This window comes from Mycobacterium sp. KBS0706 (assembly GCF_005938675.2).
Classification (GTDB): domain Bacteria; phylum Pseudomonadota; class Alphaproteobacteria; order DSM-16000; family Inquilinaceae; genus Inquilinus.
Map to the genome: position 1 here is coordinate 1 of NZ_VCCH02000047.1, position 26716 is coordinate 26716.

Annotated in this window: 22 protein-coding genes; 13 read left to right on the forward strand and 9 right to left on the reverse strand. The window is 69.8% G+C overall.

The features are described from left to right. Positions 1–53: 53 nt before the first annotated feature. From FFK22_RS23660 to gnd, 3 genes are read right to left on the reverse strand one after another with little or no spacing between them, the layout of a single operon-like run. Complete coding sequence (locus tag FFK22_RS23660; RefSeq protein WP_138890354.1) at positions 54–896, reverse strand: HAD family hydrolase; 843 nt, start codon at positions 894–896, stop codon at positions 54–56. Next, a complete protein-coding gene (gene zwf, locus FFK22_RS23665; protein ID WP_221938801.1) occupies positions 878–2407 on the reverse strand; it encodes a glucose-6-phosphate dehydrogenase in 1530 nt (509 codons plus the stop codon). The genes FFK22_RS23660 and zwf overlap by 19 nt, the downstream gene beginning before the upstream one ends. Before the next feature lie 3 nt (positions 2408–2410). After that, positions 2411–3394 (reverse strand): phosphogluconate dehydrogenase (NAD(+)-dependent, decarboxylating), encoded by a 984-nt coding sequence (gnd, locus tag FFK22_RS23670; protein ID WP_138890353.1) that lies wholly within the window; start codon positions 3392–3394, stop codon positions 2411–2413. Positions 3395–3536: 142 nt separating this feature from the next. On the opposite strand from gnd, the gene FFK22_RS23675 reads away from it, so the two are divergent. Together FFK22_RS23675 and FFK22_RS23680 are read left to right on the forward strand one after the other, a co-directional pair. After that, positions 3537–5993: a glucan 1,4-alpha-glucosidase gene (locus FFK22_RS23675; RefSeq protein WP_138890352.1), complete on the forward strand. Its 2457-nt coding sequence runs from the start codon at positions 3537–3539 to the stop codon at positions 5991–5993. 53 nt (positions 5994–6046) lie between these two features. Beyond that, entirely contained in the window at positions 6047–6811 is a 765-nt protein-coding gene (locus FFK22_RS23680; RefSeq protein WP_138890351.1) for an ROK family protein, read from the forward strand. 398 nt (positions 6812–7209) lie between these two features. Here the strand turns inward: FFK22_RS23680 and FFK22_RS23685 are convergent, their stop codons facing one another. Then, positions 7210–7737, reverse strand: a complete 528-nt coding sequence (locus tag FFK22_RS23685; protein ID WP_138890350.1) for an NUDIX hydrolase — start codon at positions 7735–7737, stop codon at positions 7210–7212. Between the two features lie 39 nt (positions 7738–7776). Next, on the reverse strand, positions 7777–8835 hold the full coding sequence (locus tag FFK22_RS23690) for a LacI family DNA-binding transcriptional regulator (RefSeq protein WP_138890349.1): 1059 nt from the start codon (positions 8833–8835) through the stop codon (positions 7777–7779). A gap of 219 nt (positions 8836–9054) precedes the next feature. Between FFK22_RS23690 and FFK22_RS23695 the strand changes: the two genes are divergently transcribed. The 6 genes from FFK22_RS23695 (at position 9055) to FFK22_RS23720 (ending at position 16877) form a co-directional block, all read left to right on the forward strand. After that, the gene (locus FFK22_RS23695; protein WP_138890358.1) at positions 9055–10092 is read left to right on the forward strand and encodes an ABC transporter substrate-binding protein; all 1038 of its coding nucleotides are present in this window, start codon (positions 9055–9057) and stop codon (positions 10090–10092) included. 1 nt (position 10093) lies between these two features. Next, positions 10094–12304: an iron ABC transporter permease gene (locus FFK22_RS23700; protein WP_221938803.1), complete on the forward strand. Its 2211-nt coding sequence runs from the start codon at positions 10094–10096 to the stop codon at positions 12302–12304. Beyond that, positions 12301–13425: an ABC transporter ATP-binding protein gene (locus FFK22_RS23705; protein ID WP_221938804.1), complete on the forward strand. Its 1125-nt coding sequence runs from the start codon at positions 12301–12303 to the stop codon at positions 13423–13425. Before FFK22_RS23700 ends, FFK22_RS23705 begins: the two co-directional genes overlap by 4 nt. Beyond that, positions 13425–14228 (forward strand): inositol monophosphatase, encoded by an 804-nt coding sequence (locus tag FFK22_RS23710; RefSeq protein ID WP_138890348.1) that lies wholly within the window; start codon positions 13425–13427, stop codon positions 14226–14228. The genes FFK22_RS23705 and FFK22_RS23710 overlap by 1 nt, the downstream gene beginning before the upstream one ends. Positions 14229–14436: 208 nt before the next feature. Continuing rightward, the gene (locus FFK22_RS23715) at positions 14437–15285 is read left to right on the forward strand and encodes an alpha/beta hydrolase (protein ID WP_138890347.1); all 849 of its coding nucleotides are present in this window, start codon (positions 14437–14439) and stop codon (positions 15283–15285) included. A gap of 32 nt (positions 15286–15317) precedes the next feature. Continuing rightward, entirely contained in the window at positions 15318–16877 is a 1560-nt protein-coding gene (locus FFK22_RS23720) for an ABC transporter substrate-binding protein (RefSeq protein WP_221938805.1), read from the forward strand. 3 nt (positions 16878–16880) lie between these two features. Here FFK22_RS23720 and FFK22_RS23725 read toward each other — a convergent pair whose 3' ends face one another. The 3 genes from FFK22_RS23725 to arfB all read right to left on the reverse strand — a co-directional run bounded on the left by FFK22_RS23725 (position 16881) and on the right by arfB (position 19079). After that, positions 16881–17603, reverse strand: a complete 723-nt coding sequence (locus tag FFK22_RS23725; protein WP_138890345.1) for a site-2 protease family protein — start codon at positions 17601–17603, stop codon at positions 16881–16883. Between the two features lie 18 nt (positions 17604–17621). Further along, on the reverse strand, positions 17622–18554 hold the full coding sequence (locus FFK22_RS23730; protein WP_138890344.1) for a DUF2167 domain-containing protein: 933 nt from the start codon (positions 18552–18554) through the stop codon (positions 17622–17624). Positions 18555–18662: 108 nt separating this feature from the next. Further along, the gene (gene arfB / locus FFK22_RS23735) at positions 18663–19079 is read right to left on the reverse strand and encodes an alternative ribosome rescue aminoacyl-tRNA hydrolase ArfB (protein WP_138890343.1); all 417 of its coding nucleotides are present in this window, start codon (positions 19077–19079) and stop codon (positions 18663–18665) included. Between the two features lie 81 nt (positions 19080–19160). Here arfB and FFK22_RS23740 point away from each other — a divergent pair, with 81 nt between their 5' ends. From FFK22_RS23740 to FFK22_RS23760, 5 genes are all read left to right on the forward strand, one after another. After that, the gene (locus tag FFK22_RS23740) at positions 19161–20069 is read left to right on the forward strand and encodes a LysR family transcriptional regulator (RefSeq protein ID WP_138890342.1); all 909 of its coding nucleotides are present in this window, start codon (positions 19161–19163) and stop codon (positions 20067–20069) included. A 95-nt stretch (positions 20070–20164) separates the two neighbouring features. Beyond that, entirely contained in the window at positions 20165–20893 is a 729-nt protein-coding gene (locus tag FFK22_RS23745) for a gamma-glutamyl-gamma-aminobutyrate hydrolase family protein (protein WP_138890341.1), read from the forward strand. Then, positions 20893–21765, forward strand: a complete 873-nt coding sequence (locus FFK22_RS23750) for a serine hydrolase (RefSeq protein ID WP_186002620.1) — start codon at positions 20893–20895, stop codon at positions 21763–21765. Before FFK22_RS23745 ends, FFK22_RS23750 begins: the two co-directional genes overlap by 1 nt. 8 nt (positions 21766–21773) lie before the next feature. Then, positions 21774–22769, forward strand: coding sequence for a peptidoglycan-binding protein (locus tag FFK22_RS23755; RefSeq protein WP_138890339.1), 996 nt, complete (start codon positions 21774–21776; stop codon positions 22767–22769). A 62-nt stretch (positions 22770–22831) separates the two neighbouring features. Next, positions 22832–23278: a hypothetical protein gene (locus FFK22_RS23760; RefSeq protein ID WP_221938806.1), complete on the forward strand. Its 447-nt coding sequence runs from the start codon at positions 22832–22834 to the stop codon at positions 23276–23278. Here the strand turns inward: FFK22_RS23760 and FFK22_RS23765 are convergent. Further along, positions 23275–26664 carry a DEAD/DEAH box helicase gene (locus FFK22_RS23765; protein WP_138890337.1) on the reverse strand — a complete coding sequence of 1130 codons (3390 nt, stop codon included), beginning with the start codon at positions 26662–26664 and terminating at the stop codon, positions 23275–23277. The genes FFK22_RS23760 and FFK22_RS23765 overlap by 4 nt on opposite strands. Positions 26665–26716 lie beyond the last annotated feature (52 nt).

Consider the following 26716-nt stretch of genomic DNA (forward strand, 5'->3'; position numbering starts at 1 on the left):
GGCGCGAAGCGACGGGAGGGTGAGGGGGTTGGGCCTCGCAGTGGACGCCGGCCCTATCTCTGCGGCCCCCTTGGCAGTAGGAACCGGTCCACCGCTTGTGCAAAGCCGTCGGCATCGTTGCCGGCGGTGACGACATGGGCCAGCGCCTTGACCTCGTCGATGGCGTTGCCCATGGCGATCGACAGGCCGGCGGCCTTGAACATCGGCACGTCGTTGGCGGCGTCGCCGATCACCGCGACCTCCGCCGGGTCCACCCCCGCCGCCGCGGCGATGCGGCCGACCGCATGGCCCTTGTCCGCCTCGGGGTGGTTGATGTCGAGATAGTAGCGCTGCGACCGCGCGGCGATGGCGCTGCCGCCCAGCAGGCTCCGCAGCTCGGCCTCGCAGCGGGCCAGCCCCTCGAAATCACCGGAGGCGCCGACGATCTTGCCGGCGCGCGCCAGATAGGGGTCGAGATCGGCGACGATGGTCGGCTCGAACCCCACCGTGCGCCGCTCCAGCGGCACATACTCCCCGTCCGGATCGGTCCCGATCCACTGGTTGTCGGCGAACACCCAGACATCGGCGCCGAAGCGGCGCAACGTCTCCAGCGCGATCCGCGCCGCCGGCTCCGGCACCGTCAGCGCCGACACCACGCTCATGTCGGGCCGGAAGATGGTGCCGCCGTTGAAGCCGCCCAGCGGCAGGGCCAGATCCAGTTGCCGGATCAGCCCCGACAGGCCGCGCGGCGGCCGGCTGGAGACGATCGAGAAGCCGATGCCGGCCTCGCCCAGCCGGCGCACCGCCGCCACCGACGCCGGCGTCACCACCTTGTCCGGGTCGGCCAGCGTGCCGTCGACATCGGAGATCAGCAGGGCGATGCGCCCGGCCGGGGCGGTCACCTCAGCGGCAGCCATTGGAACCCGTCCCGGGCCAGCAGCTCGTCGGCGCAGGCCGGGCCGTCGCTGCCGGCGTGATACAGGTCCGGCGGGGTGGTCAGCCCGGCCCACAGCTTCTGGATCGCCTGCACCTCGGCCCAGCCGGCCTCGATGTTGTCGGCGCGCTGGAACAGGGTCGGGTCGCCGGTCAGGCAGTCATAGATCAGCGTCTCGTATCCGGTCTGCGGCTCCGCCTTGAAGTTCTCGGAATAGCGGAAGTTCATCTCGACCTGGCCCAGCCGCATCTCGCGCCCCGGCACCTTGGCGGCGAAGCGCAGCGAGATGCCTTCGTTCGGCTGGATGCTGATCACCAGCAGGTTCGGCGTCGGGGCGTTGACTGCGTCGCGGAACAGCACCGCCGGCGCCCGCTTGAACTGGATCGCGACCTCGGTCCGCCGCACCGCCAGCGACTTGCCGGTGCGCAGGTAGAAGGGCACGCCGGACCAGCGCCAGTTGTCGATCGCCAGCTTCATCGCGACATAGGTCTCGGTGCGGCTGTCCGGCGCCACATCCGGCTCCTGCCGGTAGGCGGCGCGGGGCTTGCCCAGCACCGTGCCGGCGCCGTACTGGCCGCGCACCACAACCTTGGCCGCCTCCTCGGGCGTCAGGTTGCGCAGCGCCTCGACCACCTTGGCCTTCTCGGTGCGAACGGCGTCGGCGTCGAAGGAGTTCGGCGCCTCCATCGCGGTCATGGCCAGGAGCTGGAACAGGTGGTTCGGCACCATGTCGCGCAGCGCCCCGGTGCCGTCGTAGAAGCGGCCGCGCCGCTCCACCCCCACCGTCTCGGCTGCGGTGATCTGCACATGCTCGATATGGTCGCGGTCCCAGATCGGCTCGAAGATGCCGTTGCCGAACCGGAAGGCCATGATGTTCTGGACCGTCTCCTTCCCGAGATAATGATCGATCCGGTAGATCTGCTTCTCGGTGGCGACGGCCAGCAGCTTGGCGTTCAGGTCCCGCGCCGAGGCCAGGTCGGTGCCGAACGGCTTCTCCACCACCACGCGGCGGAAGGCGCTGTCGCTCTCGTCCAGCAGGCCCGCGGTCGACAGCGCGGCGGCGATCGGGGCGAAGAAGCGCGGCGCCACCGCCAGATAGAACACGGCATTGGACGTGCCGGTCGCCCGCTGCCGCTCGGCCAGATGCTCCGCCAGCCTCTGGAAGGTGCCGGGATCGGCGAAGTCGCCGGTCAGGTAGTGGATGCCGGCGGCCAGGCGGTCCCAGGCGGCTTCGTCGATGGCGCCTTCGACGCCGATCGTGTGCAGGGCCTGGCCCAGGGTCTCGCGGAAGCCCTCGTCATTGTTCTCCACCCGGTCGACGCCGAGGATCTCGAAGCCGGAATCCAGCAGCCCCTCGCGCTCCAGATGGTACAAGGCGGGGGTCAGCAGGCGCCCGGTGAGATCCCCCGAGGCGCCGAAGATGACGAAGGTGCAGGGCGGCGCGGCGGGGGTGCCGGCCGGCTTCGCGGGGGAGGGCGAGATCATCGCAGCCATGGCTCAGCCGCCCGCCGGCCGTTCGATATGGCCGCCGAACTTGTTGCGCATCGCCGACAGCAGCTTCTCGCCGAAGGTGTGCTCCTGGCGTGAGCGGAAGCGGACATAGAGCGCGGTCGACAGCACGTCGGCCGGCACCGCCTCCTCCAGCGCCGCCATGATCGTCCAGCGGCCCTCGCCGGAATCGGCGACCGACCCGGTGTAGTTCGACAGGGTCTCGTTCTCGGCCAGGGCGATGGCGCTGAGGTCGAGCAGCCAGGAGGAGACGACGCTGCCGCGGCGCCACACCTCGGCGATGTCGGCCATGTCCAGGCTGTAGCGCTCGGCCTCCGGCAGCTCGGTCGAATCCTTGTTCTTCAGGATGTCGAAGCCCTCGGCATAGGCCTGCATCAGCCCGTATTCGATGCCGTTGTGCACCATCTTGACGAAGTGCCCGGCGCCGGCCGGCCCGGCATGGATGTAGCCGCTCTCGGCGCGCGGGTCGCGGCCGTCGCGGCCCGGCGTCCGCTCCACCGTGCCCAGCCCCGGCGCCAGCGCCGCGAAGATCGGGTCGAGATGGTCGACCGCGGCCTTGGTGCCGCCGATCATCATGCAGTAGCCGCGCTCCAGCCCCCAGACGCCGCCGGAGGTGCCGACGTCGACATAGTGCAGGTCCTTCGGCTCCAGCGCCGCGGCGCGACGGATGTCGTCCTTGTAGAAGCTGTTGCCGCCGTCGATGATGATGTCGCCGGGGCTCAGCAGGCCGGCCAGCGCCGTCACCGTGTCCTCGGTCGGCGCCCCGGCGGGCAGCATCACCCAGACCGCGCGCGGCGCCGTCAGCCCGGCCACCAGCCCCGCGAGATCCCCCGCCGGCTTCGCCCCGTCCGTCGCCAGCGCCTTGACCGCTTCGGCGCTGCGGTCGAAGACCACGCACTCATGGCCGGCCCGCATCAGCCGCCGCGCGATATTGCCGCCCATGCGGCCGAGTCCGATCACCCCGAGCTGCATTTCCGTCGATCCTCTCGTTTTCTTCCGGTGCGGTGGTGCTAGCGTAGAACCCGTAAACGCGCCGATGGTGCGCCCGTGCCGCGCCGGTTTCGAGTCTGAATGACGGGGGATGCGGCGATCGGGCGCCGAGGGAGGGTACGCAATGGATCGAAACGAGCAGCCGCCGGGCGCCCCCGGCGGGCCGGCGCGGTGGACCTCCAGCGCCAAATCGGGGGTCGGCACCGCCCTCTCCGGCACCAGCCGGGTCTGGTTCACCCTCAGCCACGGCATCCTGAACGAGATCTACTTCCCGCGAATCGACACCGCCTGCGTCCGCGACCTCGGCCTGATCGTCACCGGCCCGGACGGGTATTTCGCCGAGGAGAAGCGCGACGCGCGCTCGGACACCCGGATGATCGAGGCCGGGGTGCCGGCCTTCCGGATGGTCAACACGGCGCTGGACGGACGCTGGCGGATCGAGAAGTCGGTGCTGGCCGATCCACGCGGCCCGGTGCTGCTGCAGGAGATCGTTTTCACCCCGCGGCAGGACGAGCCGGCCGGCCACCGGCTGTTCGCCCTGCTGGCGCCGCACCTGGTCAATGCCGGCGCCGACAACACCGGCTGGGTCGACGACTACAAGGGCACGCCGATGCTGTTCGCCCGCGGCACCGACGGCGTGTCGTTGGCGCTGGCCGTCTCGGTGCCCTGGCGTGCCCGCTCGGTCGGCTATGTCGGCGCTTCGGACGGCTGGCAGCAGCTGTCGCAGCGGGGCGAGCTGAACCCGGCCTGGCGCCGGGCCGAAGCCGGCAACATCGCCCTGGCCGGGGAGATCGACCTGGCGGCAGCCCCCGGCGGCCGCGTCCTGCTGGCGCTCGGCTTCGGCGAGCGGCCGGAGGAGGCGGCGCACCACGCCCTGGCCGGCCTGCAGAACGGCTTCGCCGATGCGCACGACCTCTATGTCGAGGGCTGGCGGGCCTGGCAGTCCCGGCTGCTGCCGCTGGACGGCATCGCCGGCTCCGCGGCCACGGCCTACCGCACCAGCACCGCGGTGCTGGCCAGCCACCAGACCATCGAGTTCCCCGGCGCCGCCATCGCCTCGCTGTCGATCCCCTGGGGCTTCCACAAGGGCGACGAGGATCTCGGCGGCTACCACCTGGTCTGGCCGCGCGACCTGGTCGAGACCGCGGGCGGCTTCCTCGCGGCCGGCGCGGTCACCGAGGCCAAGGCGATCCTCGGCTATCTGCAGGCGATCCAGGAGGCGGACGGCCACTGGTCGCAGAATGTCTGGCTCGACGGCACCCCCTATTGGAACGGGGTGCAGATGGACGAATGCGCCTTCCCGATCCTGCTGGCCGACATGCTGCGGCGCGAGGGCGCGCTGACCGGGGACGAGCTGGCCCGGTTCGCGCCGATGGTGCGGCGCGCCGCCGGCTTCATTCTGCGCAACGGCCCGGTCACCGGCCAGGACCGGTGGGAGGAGGATGCCGGCTACTCGCCCTTCACCCTGGCGGTCGAGATCGCGGCGCTGCTCGCCGCGGCCGACATCCTTGAACCCTCGGGCGCCGAGGAAGCGCGCTGGCTGCGCGAGACCGCCGACATCTGGAACGACGAGGTCGAGCGCTGGACCTTCGCCGAGGGCACCGCGATCTGCAGCCAGCTCGGCCTCAAGGGCTACTATGTCCGCATCGCCCCGGCCGATGCGGCGGACGCCGCCTCGCCGCTCGACGGCTTTGTGCCGGTGAAGAACCGGCCGCCGGGAGACGACGCCCGGCGCGCGGCACTGCTGATCAGTCCCGACGCGCTGGCCCTGGTGCGCTTCGGCCTGCGCGCCGTGGACGACCCGCGCATCGTCGACACGGTCAAGGCCATCGACGCGGTGCTGAAGGCCGAGCTGCCGCAAGGCCCGGTCTGGTACCGCTACAACGATGACGGCTATGGCGAGCATGCCGACGGCGCGCCATTCGACGGCACCGGCATCGGCCGGGCCTGGCCGCTCCTGACCGGCGAGCGGGCGCATTACGAGCTGGCGGCCGGCCGAGTCGATCTGGCTCAGGCGCTGCTGGCCACGCTGGAGCGGTCGGCCGGGGAGGGCGGGCTGCTGCCGGAGCAGGTGTGGGATTCCGACGACGTGCCGCAGCGCGAGCTGTTCCGCGGCCGTCCCTCGGGCAGCGCCATGCCGCTGGTCTGGGCGCATTCCGAGCACATCAAGCTGCTGCGGTCGTTGCGTGACGGACGGGTGTTCGACCTGCCACCGCAGCCGGTGCAGCGCTACCAGATCGACAAGGTCACCTCGCCGGCCCGGTGCTGGCGCTTCAACCAGAAGCGGCGGGCCTTGCCGGCCGGCAAGGTCCTGCGGCTCGAACTGCCGGCGGCGGCCACGGTGCACTGGACCCTGGACGATTGGGGCACGATCCGCGACGACGCGACGGAAGCGACCCCCTTCGGCCTGCACGCTCTCGATCTGCCGACCGCATCGGCGCCGCCCGGCACCCGGATCCGCTTCACCTTCCAGTGGCGCGACACCGGGCGGTGGGAGGGCGCCGATTTCCTGGTGCTGGTCGACGGCGAGACCGGCATCGCCGCCGGCCACGCGGCCGCCGGCGCGGTTGGCGGAGGTTGACGCCGCCGGACATAGCCCGACATGGTGATGGGGCCGACCAAGGAGGAACGCGCGTGAAGCCTGGCATCCTGGCGATCGATGTGGGGGGCACGGGGCTCAAGGCCGCCGTGATCGACGACCGCGGCAAGATGCGGTCGGACCGGCAGCGGGTGCCGACGCCGCATCCCTGCCCGCCGAAGCTGTTCCTCGACACCATCGCGGCGCTGGTCAAGCCCCTGCCGGAATTCGACCGCATCGCCGTCGGCTTCCCCGGCGTGGTCCGCGACGGCCGGGTGATCACCGCCCCCAATCTCGGCACCGAGGACTGGGCCGGCTTCGCCCTGGCTCCGGCCCTGTCGAAGCGGCTGGGCGGTGCGCCGGTGCGCATGGTCAACGACGCCGAGATGCAGGGCTTGGCCCTGGTCGACGGCAGCGGGCTGGAACTGGTGGTCACCCTCGGCACCGGCGTCGGAACGGCGCTGCTCCATGACGGCGTGCCGGCGCCGCATCTGGAGCTGGCGCACCACCCGTTGTCCAAGGGCGGCAAGACCTATGACGAGTATCTCGGCAACGTCGCCTACGAGAAGATCGGCAAGAAGCGCTGGAACCGGCGCGTGAAGCGGATGCTGGAGGTGTTGGAGATCCTGCTGCATCCAGACCGGATTCACATCAGCGGCGGCAACGCCAAACGCATCGACTTCACCCTGCCGAAGGGCGTCACCATCGCCTCGAACGATGCCGGGATCGAGGGCGGTGCCGTGCTGTGGCGCAAGCCGGGGGGCCTGCGCAAGCCGGCGGCCAAGCGCCCGGCGGCGCGGCGGGCGGCCGACCGGTCCTGACAGGCTTGGGCTAATTCTGCGCCGGCTGGGTTGAGCCGGCGGCAAGCGCAGCACTTCGTCACGCGCCGCCGGTGATGACGCGCAGCGATCCGGGCGCCGCGCCGCTCCTACGAGCCAATCGCGATCGAAAAGGTCCGCCAGCGCGCGGTATGCCGATACGGGGATCTGATCGAAGCCGTCACTGCTGCCGTTAAAGAACTCGGCAAGACGGAGGTCGACGGCCGCGGCGTCACCGACGTGCAGGCCGAACTGAGCCAGGTCTTCGGCCACCGATCCTTGCCGTGGAAGATAGGCATCGACCGAACGCAGCTGCGGGCTCGCCGCGGGCAGCCGCACCAGGACGACGCGTGTCACCGAGGGTTGGGCTCGATCTGTGCGTTCCTGGTGCCGGGCCCAGCCTATCGCGTGTCCTGGCGGCTCGCTCCCCAGACTGCCGGCGGATCCCCGGCCTGGATCCCGAGCGATGTCCGTGGCGCCGGCTCGAAGGATAGGGCGTCAACCGACGCCGCGATAAGATCCCTGAGGCCCGTATCGTCGACCAGCTGCAGCGCGATCTCTGGCGTCACCCATCGCGCCTCGCGCTCCTGGCTCTCCCGCCATGTGTCCTCCTGGCGCTTGACCATAAGGGCAAACACCCGGACCTCGCATGGAGCCGAGACGCCATCGCCGTCCAGCCATTTGTCGTAGACGAAGCTGCCGATCGGCTTCTCCGATACCTTGCCTCGCACGCCGGCCTCCTCGAAGGCCTCCTGGGCGGCCGATCGGGCGGGCTTCTTGCCCTTGATCTTCCACCCTTTCGGGACGATCCAGCGTCCCGTTCTCCGTGTCGTGACCAGAAGGATCTCCAGCGACCCATCCGTCCGGAAGCGATAGGGCAGCGCCCCATATTGGCGGCGAGGCGCTTTCGGCTTGATCGTCTCACCCACCGGCCGGACCCCCGGTCGTCGTCGATTGCAAATCCATCATCAAATCCTGACTGTGCGCCGCCATACCAGCGGAGGTATGAGCTCGATCCGGGCCGGGGCCGCGCGGGCGGCGCCGCGTCCCGATGCCAGATCAACGGCGTGGTGGGCGATATCGTCCACCGGATGGTCGAAGGTGGTCAGCTGGTATGACATCCAGCCGGCCTGCATGACGTTGTCGAAGCCGATCACCGACACGTCTTCCGGCACCCGCAACCCGAATTCGTGCCGGGCCGCGTCGATCAGGCCGAAGGCGGTCGCGTCGTTGACGCAGAACACCGCGTCGGACCGATCTCCCGCCGCAAACAGCCGGTGCGCGGCGCCGACACCGTTGGCGTAGCTGGTCATCTGCCCCAGCCGGACCACGGCGGGCTCGATGCCGATCCCGCGGGCGGCCGCGACGAAGGCGTCCGCTCGGGCGGACAGGCTGGGCGTGCCCAGCTCGGTCGTGACCACGGCCGGCCGGCGGCATCCGGCCCGGAGGAACAGGTTCAGCGCCGTCCGCGCCGCCCCGGCATTGTCGAGCAGGATGTTGTCCGGGCCGACGATGCGGTCGTCGCGGCTGATCAGGATCAGCCGCTGCCCGTTGTCGAGGCATTCGCGCACGATCGACTGGGCCGGCGTGCCCGACATCACGATGGTGGCGTCGGCGCGGTAGTTAAGGGCGCGGCGCAGCGTCGTGGCGACGTCGTCCGAAGGACCGCCGACGCACAGCAGCACCGCCACCTTGCCGGCCTCCTGCAGCTTTTCGGTGATCGCTCGCGTCAGCCGCGACGGCTGCGCCGCGTCGATGTCCGCCACCACCAGGCAGACGATCCCGGTTTCCTGCCGCGACACGCCGCGGGCCAGGTGGTTGACGTGGTAGCCCAGCGCCTCGGCTGCGGCCAGGACGCGCTGCCGCGTATCCTCCGATACGCTGGCACCCGGGGTGAAGGTGCGGGACACCGCCGAGCGCGACACGCCCGCCAGCTCGGCCACGGCGCGGGCGCGGACGAAGCGCCGGGAAGCGAGATCCTCCGCCGGCGGCGAAGTCTCCGGTGGCGTGCTGTCGCGGCCGGGCATGCCGGGCTGCTCCTCCATTCGAATGGCGCGATCATAAGCAGTTTGCAACCATGTGCAAACGGATCTGTGCGATTGAAGCGCGATAACAATTACAAAGCGCCATGTATCGGGGACCGCGAGGGCTATCATCCGTCACAAATTTGTCATTGACGAAGCGCGATCGATCGAACAGCATTTGCACACGGTTGCAACAAAATGCTGGGGAGGTTGACGGTGCCCATGACATCGAAGATGGCTGCCCTGTCGGGCGCGACGATCGCGCTGGTCGCTGGTTTGATCATGCACTCCGAGCCCGCCCGAGCCGAAGGCTCGGTCGTGGTCTATTGCGGCGTGAACGAGGAGTGGTGCCGGGCCGCGGCCGGCGCCTTCCAGGAGAAGACCGGCATCCATGTCGACATGACGCGGCAGAGCGCCGGCGAGATCTTCGCCCGCCTGCGGGCCGAGAAGGACAATCCGCGCGGAGACATCTGGTATGGCGGCACCGGCGATCCGCATCTTCAGGCGGCGACCGACGGGCTGACCGAGCCCTACAAATCGCCGCTGGTCGGCCAGCTGCGGGACTGGGCGCAGGACCAGGCCAAGCGTTCCGGCGACCGCACCGTCGGGCTGTATCTCGGCGTGCTCGGCTTCGGCTACAACGAGCAGGAGCTGAAGGACCGGAACCTGACCGCCCCGGCCTGCTGGTCCGACCTGCTGAAGCCGGAACTCGAGGGCGAGGTCCAGATGGCCGACCCGAATTCCTCCGGCACCGCCTGGACCATGCTGGCGACCATCGTCCAGCTGATGGGCGAGGACAAGGCCTTCGAATACTTGGTCGGCCTGAACAAGAACATCGACCAGTACACCAGCGCCGGCGCGGCGCCGGCCCAGGCGGTGGGCCGCGGCGAGACCATCGTCGGCATCGCCTTCCAGCACGATCTGATCAACGCGGCCAAGCAGTCGCCGGCGGTGAAGGTGGTGTCGCCGTGCGAGGGCACCGGCTACGAGATCGGGTCGATGAGCCTGATCAAGGGTGCCCGGCACATGGACGAGGCGAAGAAATTCTACGACTGGGCGCTGACGCCCGAGGCGCAGGCGATCGCCGCCAAGAACGGCAGCTTCCAGGTGCCGTCGAACACCGCCTCCGCGATACCGCCGGAATCGCCGGACACCAGCAACATCAAGCTGATCCACTACGACTTCGAGAAATACGGCTCCTCCGCCGAGCGCACGCGACTGCTGTCGCGCTGGACCAAGGACGTGAAGAACGGCGGCTGAGGTGGCGGCGACGGGACTCAGGAAAGGGGCGGTCGCGGCGCGGCTTTCGGGCGCGCGGCTGTGCCTGCTGCTCGGCTGGGCGTCGGTGCTGGTGCTGCCCTGGTATGGGATCGAGGGCGGGCTGGTCCGGGCGCTGACCGAGGGAGGGGCGCCGGCGGTGGTCGAAGCCGTCGGGGGCAGCCCCTGGCTGGCCGGCCTGCTGCCGCCGCTGCTGCTGGCCAGCCTGGCCGAGCTGCGGCGGCGGCCGCGCCTGCTGGCCTGGGCCGGGGCGGGGGGCATCGCCTGGACCTTGCTGCAGGGCTTCGCCATCGACCGGCAGGGCTGGGCCATCGTGGATCTCGGCAGCCTGTCCGGCTGGGCCGCGGCGCAGCCGGCGCTGGGCTGGGGCGCGCTCGGCTTCCTGGTGGCGATGGCGCTGCTGGCCGCGCATGGCCTGGCCCGGCAGGGCTGGTGCAAGGGCGACGCCTTCACCGTCGGCGCGCTGGTCATCGTCTGCGGCTCGATCCTGATCTTCGTCGGCTATCCGGTGCTCTGCGTCCTGCTGTCGGCGTTCAAGGACAATCAGGGGCAGGTCGACCTGCCGATGTTCGCCGACAAGCTGACCGATTCCTCGATCTGGGGCCTGGCCTGCCTGTCTGGCGGGCGCAGCTGCGGCGTGGCCTGGAACTCGCTCGCCCAGGCCACGCTGGTCGGCGTGCTCAGCACGCTCTTGGGCCTCGCCTTCGCGCTGGTGGCCCAGCGCACCCGCTTCCCGTTCCCGCGCCTGTTCAAGGTGCTGGCGGTGCTGCCGGTGATCACGCCGCCCTTCGTCATCGGCTTGGCGCTGATCCTGCTGTTCGGCCGCGCCGGCATGGTGACGACGCTGCTGAACGACTGGTTCGGCCTGCCGCGCAGCCGCTGGCTGTACGGCATGCCGGGTCTGACCATCGCCCAGCTGCTGGCCTTCACCCCGATCTCCTACCTGGTGCTGCTGGGCGTGCTGCAGGGCGTCAGCCCGAGCATGGAGGAGGCGTCGCAGACCCTGCGCAGCGGCCCGTGGCGCACCTTCCGCCACGTCACCTGGCCGCTGATCCGGCCGGGCTTGGCCAACGCCTTCTTGATCGCCTTCATCGAAAGCCTGGCGGATTTCGGCAACCCGATGATGATCGGCGGCAATTTTCGCGTGCTGTCGACCAGCGTCTACTTCGCCGTGGTCGGCGCGGCGCAGGACCAGGGCCAGGCCGCGGTGCTGGCGATCGTGCTGCTGAGCTTCAGCCTGTCCGCCTTCGTGCTGCAGCGGCTGTGGATCGGGCGGAAGAGCTACGTCACCGTCGCCGGCAAGGGCGATTCCGGGCTGCCGGGCCCGCTGCCCAAGGCATTGCGAATTCTGTGCTACGCCGTGGTGCTGCCCTGGATCGTGCTGACCGTCGCGGTCTACGGCATCATCATGATCGGCGGCTTCGTCAGCGCCATCGGCAGCGACAACGCCCTGACGCTGAAGCACTTCCTGACCGCCTTCGCCATCGGCGACAGCGACCATGGCTGGTACTTGGCCGGGTCGGCCTGGAACTCGCTGATCACGACGCTCGAGGTCGCGCTGCTGGCCATGGTGCCGACCGCGGCGCTGGGCATCCTGACCGCCTATCTGCTGAACCGGCAGAGCTTCGCCGGCCGCGGCGCCTTCGAGTTCCTGACCATGATGAGCTTCGCCATCCCCGGCACGGTGATCGGCATCAGCTACATCCTGGCCTTCAACAGCGGTCCGATCGAGCTGACGGGCACGGCAATGATCATGATCATCGCCTTCGTGTTCCGGAACATGCCGGTCGGCATCCGCGCCGGGCTGGCCAATCTCAGCCAGATCGACCGCAGCCTGGACGAAGCGTCGCTAACGCTGGGCGCGCGCTCTGCCACCACGCTGCGGCGGGTGATCCTGCCGATCCTGCGGCCGGCGGTTGCGACCTCACTGGTCTATGCCTTCGTCCGGGCGATCACCAGCGTCAGCGCGGTGATCTTCCTGGTCAGCGGCGAGTTCAACCTCGCCACCGTCTACATCGTCGGTCGGGCCGAGTTCGGCGAATACGGTCTGGCGATCGTCTATTCCGCCGTGCTGATCACCATCATGGTCCTGGCGCTGATGGCGATCCAGGCCCTGGTCGGCGAACGGCGGATCGGCCGTCGGTCCGCGGCGGCCCCGGCAACCCGCAACCGCCAATCCGTGGTGCAGGCGTGACAAGCAATCTCAACCTGATCGACCCCGCCGCGGCACGGTCCGCCGCCGGCCTCCCGGCGGTCGAGTTTCGCGCCGTCAGCAAGCGCTACGGGCCGGTGACCGCGGTCGACCGCGTCGGCTTCGCGATCGAGCGCGGCACGCTGGTGACCCTGCTGGGCCCGTCCGGGTGCGGCAAGACCACGACGCTGCGCCTGGTCGCCGGGCTGGAGCTGGCGACCGAGGGCCGGATCCTGATCGACGGCGAGGACGTCTCCCACCGCTCCGCCGCCGAGCGCGACGTCAGCATGGTGTTCCAGTCCTATGCGCTGTTTCCGCACATGACGGTGATGCAGAACGTCTGCTACGGCCTGCGCGCCTCCGGCCTGCCGCAGGCCAGGGCTGAGGCGATGGCGGCGGAGAAGCTGGCGGCGGTCGGCCTGTCGGGCTTCGAGCGGCGGCTGCCCAGCGAGCTGTCGGGCGGCCAGCAGCAACGGGTCGCGGTCGCCCGCGCCATCGTGCTGGAGCCGAAGGTGCTGCTGTTCGACGAGCCGCTCTCCAACCTCGACGCCAAGCTGCGGCGCCGGGTGCGCGAGGACATCCGCGGGCTGCAACAGTCGCTCGGCCTCACCGTCGTCTACGTCACCCATGACCAGGAGGAGGCGCTGGCCGTCTCCGACCGCATCGTGGTGATGCATTCGGCCCGGATCGTGCAGGACGGCACGCCGCGCGACCTGTACGAGCGGCCGGCGAACCGCTTCATCGCCGACTTCATCGGCAACGCCAACCTGCTGCCGGCGACGCTGCAGCGGCGCGACGGGGCCGTGGCGCGGATCCAGTTCGGCGGAGTGGCCCTGTCCCTGCCGCATCGCGACCTGCCGGTCGGCCCTGTCGAGGTCGCGGTGCGGCCCCAGGCGGTGCGGCTGCGCCCCGGCGGACCGCAGCCCGGCGAACTGGCCGGCACGATCCGCAAGGCCGCCTATCTCGGCAGCCATATGGAGTATCAGGTGGAGTTATCGGAAATCGGAGCCGAGGCCTTCGTCATCGACGGCAATGTCGGCGAGCCCTTCGCCCCCGGCGTGGCGGTGGGCGTCGCGATCCCGGCGGACGGCGCCGCCCTGGTGCCGGCGGGGGAGGCAGCCTGATGCACGAGCTGGACGAACGCCAGGCCTTCGGCCTGGATCTGGCCCTGCGCGCCGGTGCCCTGGCGCTCGGCATGCGCCGCACTTTGGCACCGATCGAGGCGAAGAGCGCGATCGACTTCTGCACCGAGGCCGACCGGGCCGTGGAGCAGCTGGTGCGTGGCGAGATCGCCCAGCGCTTCGGCGATGCGGTGATCGGCGAGGAATATGGCGGCGAGGCGGCCGACCGGGTCTGGGTGGTCGACCCGATCGACGGCACCGCGGGCTATATCCACGGCTCCGGCCGCTGGTGTGTGTCATTGGCCTATGTCCAGGACGGCGAGATCGAGATCGGCATCCTCTACGCCCCGGCGGACGACCGGCTGTTCGTCGCCCGGCGCGGCCAGGGCGCCACGCTGAACGGCCGGCCGATCCGGGTCAGCGGCCTGGCGCATGGTGCGGCGCCGCTGGTCGAGGTCGGCTGGTCCGAGCGCCGACCGCTGGCGGCCTACTGCACCCTGCTGCAGCGGCTGACCGAAGCCGGCATCGAGTTCCGTCGCCATGGCTCCGGCGCGCTCGGCCTGGCCGAGGTCGCCTGCGGCCTGAACGACGGCTATGCCGAGCTGCACATCAACGCCTGGGACGCGCTCGCCGGCCTGCTGCTGGTGCGCGAGGCCGGCGGCTGGACCAACGACTTCCTGGCGGATGACGGGTTGCGTCAAGGCAACCTGCTGCTCGCGGCAACCCCTGCGCTGGGCGACCGGTTGGCGACGATGACCCAGGACCTGCATCGCATTGACGAACGGCCCGCCACCCGGGCGGGCTGACACCGACTGCCGACTGATCCGGGCCATCTCCGGCCCGGTCGACTCGGGTCGTCGTCCGCGGGGCGCGATGGCGGCTTGGCGCACGCCACCTGATTCGATGTGTTTCCAAGCATGAAAAGACAGCTACGCCGTCCGATACGCGGTGATGTTGCTTTTCATCGATCTAAAAATATGCCTCACTCTCGATCAAACGAGGCAGGGGGGCGTCATGGCGCGGCCGCATGGGCACGGACGGGTGCTGACATCGAGCGATTTCGGGGCGACCACGGTCTATGCCTGCGGTCTCGACCAGCGCTTCAGCTACTGCGCCTATGTGCCGGAGGATTACGACGAGGACGGCACCGACCGTTGGCCCCTGGCGGTGGTCGTGCACGGCACCGAGCGCGGCATGCAGAGGTACCGCGACGGCTTCGCCGATTTCGCCGAGCGCCACGGGGTGATCGTGCTGGCGCCGCTGTTTCCGGTCGGCATCACCGAGCCGGGCGACCTGTCCAGCTACAAGATGCTGCGCGCCGGTGACCTGCATTACGACGCGGTGCTGCTGGCCATGATCGCCGAAACCCAGGCCCGCTACCGGATCGAGGGCGACCGGGTGCTGATGTACGGCTTCTCCGGCGGCGGCCACTTCACCCACCGCTTCCTCTATCTGCATCCGGAGCGGCTGCTGGGCGCCTCGATCGGCGCGCCCGGCGTCGTCACTTTGCTCGACTTCGAGCACGACTGGTGGGTCGGGGTGCGGAACTTCGAGGCGGTGTTCGGCAAGGAGCTCGACCTCGACGCCATCCGCCGGGTGCCGGTGCACATGGTGATCGGCGGCGACGACACCGAGACCTGGGAGATCACGATCAAGCCGGGCGATGCCTGGTGGATGCCTGGGGCGGACATGGCCGGCGCCAACCGCCAGGACCGGATGCGGTCGCTGCGCCGCAGCTTGGAGTCGCAGGGCGTGGCGGTGCAGCAGGACACCATCCCCGGCATCGGCCATGACGACCGCCAGTTGCTGGGCGCGGTGAAGAGTTTCTTCGGGGAGGTGCTCGCGCGGCGACGAGCGGCCTGAGGTTCGAGAGACAACAACAACAGGGGGCAATGATGAAGGCGTTGTTCGGCGGGCTCGCGCTCGCCCTGGTCCTGGCTGCCGGTGCCGTGGCGGCGCAGGACGCGCCGCGCGACGGCGGCACCATCACCGTGGCGCTGAACGCGGATATCCGCAGCAGTGACCCCGGCATCAACCGCGACGGCAACACCGACACGGTGATGCAGCATGTGGTCGAATCCCTGGTCGGCTACCGCGAGGACCTGACGGTCGGCCCGGCCCTGGCGGAGTCCTGGATGGTCAGCGATGACGGCCGCACCTACGACTTCAGGATCCGCAAAGGCGCGCTGTTCCACAACGGCAAGCCGGTCACCTCGGCCGAGGTGAAATGGAGCTGGGACCGGCGCTGGGCGACCGACAGCTGGAGCTGCCGGCCGGTGTTCGACGGCACCGCCGGGCTGAAGGTCGAGGCGGTGGAGACGCCGGACCCGCAGACGATCCGCTTCCGCTTGGCCCAGCCGAACGCCCTGTTCCTGGCGCAGCTCGCCAATGTCCAGTGCTTCGCCACCGGCACGATCAGCCCCGACAGCCTCAACCCGGACGGCAGCTGGAACGCGCCGGTTGGCACCGGCCCGTACAAGCTGGCCTCCTGGAAGCGCGGCGAGGCGGTGGTGCTGCAGCGCTTCGCCGACTACAGGCCGCTGTCCGAGGCCGGCAGCGGCTATGCCGGCGCCCGCATCGCCCATGCCGACACCATCCGCTTCCAGATCGTGCCCGACCCGGCGACGGCGGAGGCGGCGCTGGCCACCGGCGGGGTCGACCTGCTGCCCAGCCTGGCGCCGGGACAGATCGACCAGGTCAAGGCCAGCGGCGGCACGGTCGAGACCGCCCAGGGCCTCGGCTGGTCGGTGATCCTGGTCCAGACCGCCGATCCGCTGCTGTCCGACATCCGCATCCGTCAGGCCATCGCCCATGCCATCGACCTGAAGCAAATTGCCCAGGCGCGGACCTACGGCCTGGCCGAGGCCAACCCCTCCGCCGTGGCCCGCAGCAGCACCTTCTTCGACGACGGCTTCCTCGGCTGGCCGGCCTATGATCCGGCCAAGGCGCAGGCGCTGCTGCAGGAGGCCGGCTACAAGGGCCAGCCGATCACCATCCAGACCAACAAGCGCTATGACGGCATGTACGACAACGCCGTGCTGGTCCACGCGATGCTGGCCGCGGCCGGGATCGATGCGCGGCTGGAGGTGCTGGACTGGGCGACCCAGCTCGACAACTACACCGCCGGCAAGTTCCAGCTGCAGTCCTTCTCCTTCTCGGCCCGGCTCGACCCGTCGCTGCTGTACGGCATCCTGATCGGCAGCAAGGCCAAGACCCCGTCCCGGCAATGGGACGACCCGAAGGCGGCGGAGCTTCTGGCCCAGTCGATCCGCACCGAGGACCCCGCCAGGCGCAAGGAGGCGCTGCAGCAGCTGCACGCGCTGGCGGCGCAGCAGTTGCCGATCATCGGCCTCTATTACGATCCGGCGGTCGATGCGGTCGGGCCGAAGCTGAGGGGCTACAAGCCCTGGGCAGCCGACAAGCCGCGGCTGTGGGGCGCCTGGAAGGCGGAGTAGGGATCAGAAGCCGCGGCTGCCCGCCAGCATGCCATGCACGCTGTAGGTCATGAGCGCCAGCAGCGCCGTCAGGCCGAGATACAGCACGCCGTACTCGATCCGGGCGTCCAGCGGCGCGTTGTAATAGGCCCGCGCCTCGGGGCTGTTCGGGTCGTGGCGCCAGGCCTTCAGCACCTGCGGCGCCGCAAACAGCGCCACCAGCAGCAGCACCGGGCTGGGCCGCCACAACAGCAGGCCCAGCATGATCGGCGCGCCGAGCAGCCAGACCCGCGGCGACAGGATCGCCGTGATCCGGCCACCATCCAGCGGCGAGACGGGCAGCAGGTTGAGCAGGTTCAGGAAGAAGCCGGAATAGGCCACGGCCAGCAGCAGCCGGCTGTCCACCTCGCGAGCCCAGAAATACACGGCGAAGGCGCCGAGCGTGCCGAGGAACGGGCCGGCGAAGGCGACATAGGCTTCGGTCTCGACATTCATCGGCTGCTCCTTCAGCTGGATCCAGGCGCCGACGAAGGGGATGAAGGTCGGCGCCCCGACATTCAGCCCGCGCCGCTTGGCCGCGATGTAGTGCCCCATCTCGTGCACCAGCAGCATCAGCACGAAGCCGGCGGCATAGCCCCAGCCGAACACGAAGGCGTAGGTCACCAGCGACAGCAGCATGGTGCCGCCGGTCAGCGCCAAGGGACCGAATTTCAGGCCGCCGACCAGCAGCAGAAGCATCTTGATCATGCTGGGTGCCGATGTCCTTTAGGAGACGTTGCCGTCGCGCGGCTTGCGCCGGAACAGCCTGGCCAGGGCGACGCCGAAGACGCCGAAGCCGATGACGAACACCTTGGCGAATTTCAGCACGAAGGCGCCGATGATGGCGATCAGCCCCAGCTTCTTCGCCGCCACGCCCGCCACCAGCGCCGCCAGCCCGTATTCGGCGACCTTGTCAGTCCCTTCGGTGAAGTCCTCATAGCGCTTGCCGGGGCTGTAGCTGATCGCGCCGAGCAACTCGCGGGCGTACTTCTTGTCGCTCTCGATCGTCGCCGTCGAGGCCACCAGGTTCAGTCCGAAATAGCCCTCGCGTCCCAGCGCATAGGTCTTGTAATTCGCCGTGCCCTGGTCCTGCGGGTTGTTGGTCTCGACCACCTTGGCGGACCAGACCAGGCGATGGGTCCCGGCATCGTATTGCGGCACCTCGATCCAGCCGGTCACGGCCAGGGGCGGGAAGCCGCGGGCGATCCGGTCCTGGTTCTCGGCCTCGGTGCCGTCCTTCAGGCTGGTCAGCAGCTCGTCGGCGTTCCAGTCCTTGGCGTCGTCGTCGCGGATATAGCCTTCCTCGGTGTAGTCGATCGACGCCGACCAGTTCTCGTCGCTGAGCGGGAAGATCAGGCCGATCAGCGTCGGGCTGGCGCTGTTCCCCGAGGCGCGCAGCAGGCGGGCCGATTCCTGCTTCGGCACGAAGGCATAGCCTTCGGGCAGGGCCAGCGTGCCCTGGTCGATCAGCGGAATGCCGACCGGCCCGCGTTGGACCACCTTCCTCACCGCGTCCCAGGCGGCATCCTGCTCCGCCTGAATCGTGGCGGCCTGATCGGCCGGAGACGGCGTCGCCGGCGGCGTCTGCGCGGCGGCGGTGCCGGCCAGGGCCAGCGTCAGCGCGATCGCGAGCCCGCGATGCGACAGGCCGAAACTCATGATGATCTTCCCCTCCCCTGTCCCACGGCCCCCGCCGCATGGGAACATCATCATAAGCGCCCAAGATGGCAGCAATTTGAAGCGAATTCCGGTGTCGGCCGGCGGCGCTCAGTCCTCGCCGGGGCTGCCGCGCATCCGCTTCACCGACGACCGCTTGCTCTTGGAATCGAGCCGCCGGATCTTGCTGCCCAGCGTCGCCCGGGTCGGCCGGCGCGTCTTCGGCGCCACCGCGGCGCGCTGGAACAGCTCGACCAGCCGGGCCACCGCCTCGGCCCGGTTGCGCTCCTGGCTGCGATGTTCGCGGGCGGTGATCACCAGCACGCCGTCCTTGGTCAGGCGCTGCCCGGCCAGGGTCTCCAGCCGCGCCCGCATGTCGTCCGGCATCCCGGCGCGGTCGATCGGGTAGCGCAGCTGCACCGCGGTCGCGACCTTGTTGACGTTCTGCCCGCCCGGGCCGGAAGCGAGGATGAAGCTCTCCTCGAAGTCGCGCTCATCCAGCGCGATGCGGGCGGTGATGCGGATCATGGCCGGGACCCTCGCACGGCCGGGCGCGCTTGTCATGCTCCCGCCGCTGTGCCATCCCGGTCGGGGGAGGAGTTCCGTCCGATGACCATCAGGCTGAGGCATATCGAGGCGCTGCAGGCGGTGCAGAAGGCCGGGTCGATCACCGGCGCGGCCGAGCTGTTGAACGTCTCCCAGCCGGCGGTCAGCAAGCTCTTGCGCCATGCCGAGGACCAGCTGGGCCTGCGGCTGTTCGAGCGGGTGAAGGGCAAGCTGGTGCCGACCCGCGAGGCCAAGCTGCTCGAGGTCGAGATCGACCGCACCTTCGCCGGGCTGGAGCGGATCTCCAGCATCGCCGCCAACCTCCGGCGCGGGCGCGAGGGCCATGTCCGCATCGCCTGCCTGCCCAGCCTCGGCTTCGGCTTCATGACCGAGCAGATGGCGTCGTTCCACCGCCGCCACCCCGGCGTCAGCTTCGACCTGCGCACCCATCACACCCGCGAGATCCTGGAGCTGATCGCGACCAACAGCCTCGACCTCGCCATCGCCTACGAGCCGGTGCTGCCGCCGGGCATGCGCAAGATCGCGATCGGCACGTCGCGGCTGGTGCATCTGTCGACCGCGCCGCTCGGGCCGGGCGAGGCGGCTGAGATCACGCTCGACCGGATCGACGTGGAGACCTTGATCGGCGTCGACCCCGACACCTCGATGGGCGCCACCCTGTCCGACGCCTTCGACCGCGCCGGCATCCGCTACGCCCCGAGGAACCTGATCCAGACCTACTACCTGGCGCTGCCGCTGGTGCGCTACGGCGCCGGCTCGGCGATCGTCGACGAGCACACCGCCCAGGCCTGGGCGGTGCCCGACGTCACCGCCCGCGCCATCGTGCCGGAGATCACGCTGCCGATCACGGCGCTGCACCACGAGAACTATCCGCTGTCGCAGGCGGCGCACCTGTTCCTCGACCACCTGACCGGCAAGCCGACGCAGCGCACCCGCAGCGCCAGGCGATAACGCCCGGTGCGGAGCCCATAACCGACCGGAATTTGACAGCCGCCGGGGCGGCGGGCATCACCGGAGGATCCGTTCCGCTTCCGCACAGGACGATCATGGCCAAGCCCGTCATCGGAGTGACCCTGGATGCCGAGGAGCCGGGCGGCTACTCCTCCTCGCCCTGGTACGCGCTGCGGCAGAACTACTGCGGGTCACTGGCGGAGTACGGCGCGGTGCCGCTGGCGCTGCCGCATCTGGTCGACGCGGCCGACCGCTATCTCGACCTGTGCGACGGCATCGTCGTCACCGGCGGCGGCTTCGACGTCGACCCCGCACTCTGGGGCGCCGGCTCGGTGCACGAGACGGTGAAGACCAAGCCGGTGCGCACCCAGTTCGAATGGGCGCTGGTCAAGGGTGCGGTGGCGCGGAACAAGCCGGTGCTCGGCATCTGCGGCGGCGAGCAGCTGCTGGCGGCGGTGCTGGGCGGCACGCTGGTGCAGCACATCCCGGCCGAGATCGACAACGCGCTCGACCACAGCCCGGAGCGGAAGATCCACGACCCGGCCGGCTGGAAGGCGGCGCATGAGGTCGAGGTCGCGCCCGGCACGCTCTTGGCCCGCATCACCGGCGCGGCGCGCTTCGGCGTCAACAGTTCGCACCACCAGGCGGTGAAGGCGGCAGGGCCGGCGCTGATCGTCTCCGGCGTCGCTCCCGACGGGGTGGTCGAGGCGGTGGAGCATCCCGGGCAGCGCTTCTGCCTCGGCGTGCAATGGCACCCCGAGTATCTGCGCAGCGACGCCGACCGCGCCGTGCTCGCCGCCTTCGTCGCCGCCTGCGCCGTCTGATGGACATGCTGATTCAGGACCTGCTGGACGAGTTCGAGGGCGAGGTCAGGCCCGAGGATTTCGGCCTGACGTTCCGGCTCTATCCCAGCCGGCTGCGCGACGGCTCGGCGGACCGCTATTCCGACGGGTCGGTCTTCGGCTATCGCGACGAGGTCGCGGTCTATCCGGCCAGCACCTGCAAGAGCTTCTATCTGGTCGCCTTCCAGCACTGGTTCGAGGCGGGGCGGCTGCAGCCGGACGAGGAGGATCTGCGCGCCCTGTCCGCGATGATCCGCCAGTCCAGCAACGACGCCACGACCTACCTGTTCGGCCGCATGACCGGCACCACGCCGGGCGGCCCGCTGCCGGCGGCGGAGATGGCGGCCTGGTGGGAGAAGCGCCAGGCGATCCATCGCTGGTTCGAAAGTTGGGGCTGGCCGGAGTTCGACCGGCTGCGGCTGTGGCACAGCACCTACGAAGATTCGCCCTATGGCCGCGAGAAGGCGGCGCGGGCGCATGGCGGCAACCTGATCGCCCCGCGCGCGGCGGCGGCGCTGCTGCACGGCATCGTCGCCGGCCAGCTGGTCTCGCCCGCCGCCTGCGGCCGGATGCTGGACCTGCTCGACCGCGAGCCGGAGCGCGACCCGGAGCGGCTGCCTCCGGGCTATGAGGACCAGGTCCGCGGCTTCCTGGGCGACGCGCTGCCGCGGGACGTGCGGCTGTGGTCGAAGGCCGGCTGGACCGGCGAGACCCGGCACGACATGGCCTATTGGGAAGCACCGTCCGGCCGCAGCCTCGTCGCCGCGGTGTACACCACCGGCCCGCACATGGCGCAGCACCGGCGGTTCCTGCCGGCGGTCGGGGCCTGGCTGCACACGCTGCTCGAAGGATAGGGATCCGCATGCCGCCCGTCTGGCACGATGATGACCGCTCGCCGAACTACGCCCATCTGGCGGCGCCCTTCGCCGACACCGTCTTCACCGCGGAGGCCGGCGCCCTCGACCACCTGTGCCGCCTGTCCCGCTTCCGGCCCCGCGGGGCGAGGATCCTGTTCGGGCTGCGCGGCTGCGTCCTGGCTGAGCCGGACTCCGCCGGTCGGTGGTCCGAGGCGCTGCAGCTGCGCGAGGCCCGGCCGGACCATCACGCGCCGCGCTGCGTCCTCGGGGTCTGGGACCGGCCGGCGGGTCGGCTGATCGCCTGGCCCGGCTCGACCGTCCCGAACGCACACTACATGCGTCGCCAGGCCGAGGCGCCGGACAAGCGCATCGCCAACATGCTGGCGCCGGGGCTGCACCCTTACGTTATCGGCCCGCATATCCCCCCCGGCCGGCCGGCGGAGGAGGGGGCGTTCCAGCTCGACCGCACGGTCGAGGTGCCGGTGTGGCGCTCGGCCGACGGCGCCGGCTACGATCTGAGCGGCCGTTTCGACATCTGCGCGCCGGAGGACAACATCCACGCCGCCGGCTGGCCGGGCGACGGCATCGAGTTCTCCTCGGCCGGCTGCCAGACCCTGCCGGGCCGGCACCTGCCGCCGGCCGACCCGACCGGCGACTACGCCGCCTTCCGCGCGGCGGCCGGCCTCGCCCCCAGCCCGGACCTGGCCGAGACCGGCCTGGCCTTCGACGACCTTCTGGTGGCCGGCCGGCATCTGCGCCTGATGGCGGAGCAGGCCCCGGGCCTGGCCCGGCTGATGCCGGGATCGAGCGGTCCCGAGGTGCGGCTGCTGCAGGATGCCTTCATCAGCCTCGGACTGATCCCGGATTGGGGCTTCACCGCCGGGGTGTTCAACGGCTTCACCGCCAAGGCGCTCTACGACTGGCAGGCGGCGTCCGGCCGCGTCGCGGACGGGGTGCTGCGGCCGCGGGAGGCGGAGGCGCTGGGCTTCCGGCTCGGCTGAGCGACAGGGGTTCCCGTCGACGCTTCGGCATCTAATTTCATCGGAAACCGATGAGATCTCCGATGAAGGCGCTGCAGTTCCTGGCTGTGGTGCTCACGGCCCTGGCGCTGGTCCCGGGCGGCGCGCACCTGCTGGTCATGCCGAACAAGCTGGGCCTGGATGAGGCCGCCTATTTCTCCGTCCAGGAGATCTATCGCGGCTGGGCCCTGCTCGGCATCGTCCTGGTGGCGGCCCTTGCGGCCGATCTCGCCTTGGTCATCGGGGCGCGGCATCAGCCGGTGCCGTTCCGGCTGGCCCTGGCCGGCGTCATCTGCCTCGCCGCCACCCTCGCGGTGTTCTTCCTGTGGACCTATCCTGCCAACCAGGCCACGGCGGACTGGACCGCCGTGCCGGATGACTGGGCGGCGCTGCGGCGGCAATGGGAATACTCCCACGCCGCCAACGCGCTGCTGACCCTCGCCGCTCTGTGCCTGGTCACGCTGTCCGTGCTGCGCTGGCGGCCCGGCTAGGGCGTTCCGGTCAGATTGCCCAGGACGTCGAGGAATTCCTGCGGCGACATGCGGCGCAGCCTGTCCCGTGCCGTCCGGAAATACGGCTTGCCGCCCCAGAGGCTTTGATCGCCGATGATGTAGAAGCCCCGCTTGGCCCGGGTCGCGGCGACATTCAGCAAATTGGGTTTCGACGATGCCCAACTGGCGCTGTTGGCATGGGCATGGTCTGCACCGAGCACCATCAGCACCAAGACCTCCTCCTTGCCCTGGAAGGTATGGACCGTGCCGATGCGTTCCTTGCACCAGCTGGCGAGATCCTTACGTTTGGGGACGGCCAGACCGAGCGGGTCGAGCCGCGCTTTCCAGCGGTCGATGTCGGTGATCTGCCGCGTCAGGGCCTGCTTGACGCTGCGGAACGGCGAGATGAGGTAGAGAGGCGGCAGCGCCCCGCGGTTCTGTCGATAGAGATCCAGCACGGCTTGGACTGCGACCTCGATCTGCTCGGGAACCACCTGCCTGCCCTCCCGGACCGGGCCCGCGACATCGACCCACCCTGTGTATCCATCCTCATCCGGACGGGTGGCGAAGATCATCTTGCCGCCATAGGCGATGGCGTTCGCGATATCGAACATGGTCCTGGCGCAGCGCCGGTGGACACGCAAGGGGCTGCCGATCCAGATGCTTTCGTCCCGGTCGTTTGCGGGAACCGTCGCCCCGAACGGATTCGCTCGATCGGCGAGCTGCTGCACCGAGACGCGGTTGGGCGCATATTGCCCCTCCTGGACCGCCGCGATGCCGTCCGATAAAGCCTCGATCAGGCGGGCGGGGACCGTATACACGGGCTCGATCTGCAGCGGATCGCCCACGACCACCGCGCGCCTGGCCCGCCACAACGCACCGACCGCCGCCTGAGGCGGGGCCTGGCCGGCTTCGTCGATGAACAGCCAGCCGATGTCGCCTGGCCCCAGATCCTGGAACTGGCGGCCGAAGGACGCGAAGGTCGAGGACACGACCGGGACGACCATGAACAGGCTCTGCCAGATCAGCCTGGCGTGGTCGGCGTCGATCGGGCGCGCGCCCTTCAGCATCCGGCTGATCGCGGTCAGATTGCCGCCGAAGCCATGCCCGCCTTTGTCCTTATGTCTGCCCGCCTCCGCCAGCCACGCCTCGTGCAGGACGAGCGCGGCGCTGAACAGGCTCGACCGCAGCTCGGCAAGGCGGTCGTCATGCCAGAGCCCTCTCTCCTGGACCGTCTCCTTTTCCAGATCCGCCAGTTCCGAGAGTCCCAGGCGGTCTCGCAGGTCTTCCCAGCGATCGCGCTTGCGTGACTGCTGCGCTTCCACCGCATCGAGCGTCGATTGGGCCGCGGCGAGCGCCTCCGTGGCTGTGGTGAGCGTCGCGGAAGCGGAGGCCGACTGCGCTTCCAGAACCCGCAGGCGTCTCCGGTGGGTCAGCTGCTCTTCTGCATTGGCCCGGCGGCTCTCCCGGATGGCCCGATGTTTGGACCGGTGGAACAGCCAGGCCAGGAAACCAGGCGCCTGCCGGTCGATCAGCCGTTCCTCCTCGGCGAGATCGGCCAGCCTGTGGGAGCATTGTGCGAGCTCGGCCTCGATCGTGGCGAGCCTCGTCGTGGCGGCCTGCTGCGCCGTCCCCGCCGCTTCGGCCTTCGCCGCCGCGGCGGCCAGGAGGTCCGTGCCATCCGACGACAGCATCTCGGCCGCGATGTCGGCTTGTTCGGCCAACGCCGCGATCTGCGTCGATACGGCCTGATCCGCCTCGCGGAACGATTGGGCAGCCGCGGCGAAGGACGGGCCGTCATAGGCGTCGATCCATTCGCGGATGGTCGCGACCGGGTCTCGCAAGGCGGGCTTGCGGCCCCGCTGCTCCGCCCTGAAGAACACCCGATCCGCAAAATCCCGGCGGTTGGCGAACTTGCCCAGGGCGCATGAGATCAAGCCCCAGGGCGCGTCATCGGGATCGGCGGGTTCCTTGAACCTTCCGTCTCCCTGCTGGACCACGACCTTGTGAGCCACCGGCCGCAGATAGCTGGTGCTCCGCCAGCCCTCGCCGAGCGCCTTTCGCTTCGGCAGGTCCTTCGAGACGTTCTCGACCGCCGTGTTGTTGGACGAGCCGACCACCATCTCGTGGCCGACGAGATCGGGAGACAGCTGGCGGATCCAGGCCGGATCATCCGACCGCGCGAAGGCCACGCGGATCGAGGCGTCGATCAGGGTGGCCGCAACCGTCTCGAGGCCGGCCAGGGCCCGCGCCCGGCGGACCATGATCTCGGCGATGATGTCGCCGAGCAGAGTGGTCTTGCCGGTGCCTGGCGGACCGTTGACCGAGAACACGCCGTCTGCCTTGGGGCGTTCGAGAACGGCATTGATCGCGAATTGCTGCATCAGGCTCATCGCCTGCCCCGGCGTCCGCAACCAGCGTCCCGAAGGCAGGCGGTGCGGATGCAGCATGTCCAGGATCGCCCGGCGTCCTTTCCCGGAGTAAAGATCGATCCGCTCCGAAGCAGGCGGATCGAGATAGGCGACCAGGGCAGCCGGGACCTCGCCTCGGCGCAGGGCGGCCATCGCCCGCTCCAGGTCCAGGATGTAGAAGCTGTTCAGGATGTCGATCTCGGGATCTGTGGCGGCGCTCTCGTCGTCGTCGCCATCGGCCGGTTGTTCACCGGCTTCGGAGTGCTCCGGGATGGTCTGATCCGCCGCTCGGTGAGATGGCCCCGAGCTCTCCGACGTCCTTTTCTTCCGTGTCATCACTTGCAGCGCGGCGGCTTGGGAGTGCCTGGGGGCAAAGCCGGTCCAGTCCTGGAGCAGTCCGATGAGAGCGACGAGGTCGGATCCGCTCAGCCCCGGCCTCTCCTTGTCGCCCGCTGCCAGAAGCCGCCTGGTCTCGGCACCGCGCAGACGCTCACCAAGGTCGGCGAAGGCATCGGCGCGGTTCTGGTCCGTCAGGGCGTCCCATTCGTCATGGTTGGCGCGTCCGATCGCCCAGGGCACCGTCGACACCGAGACCGAGTCGAGATCCGGCACGCCGCCCGGCGTCAGCTTCAGCCGGGCGAAGCAGGTGTCGCCCTCGGTGTCGGCGCGTTCGGCATCCTCGTTTTCCTCGGTGCCGGCGATCGCGTCGATGCGGAGGCGTTTCGCGAGCTGGTCGATTTCCGCCTTGGCGAAGACCCCGAGATAGAGATTGAATCCGGCGATCTCCTCGGTCTCGCCGATGGCGACATCCCACAGCTCCACCGAAGTCTTATCGGCCAGGCCGGCCGAAACGACCTCGATACACTCACCTCTCTTCTCTTCGGTGACCTGCCTGAGATCGAAGGGAATGAAGAACTCGATCCTGTGCCAGTAAGCCAGAATGTCGAGAAGCTTCCCGGTCTCGGCTTCGGGCATGGCTCGCCTCCGCTGCAGAAATGGCTCAGGGGCGTCGGCGTGCCGTCGCCGT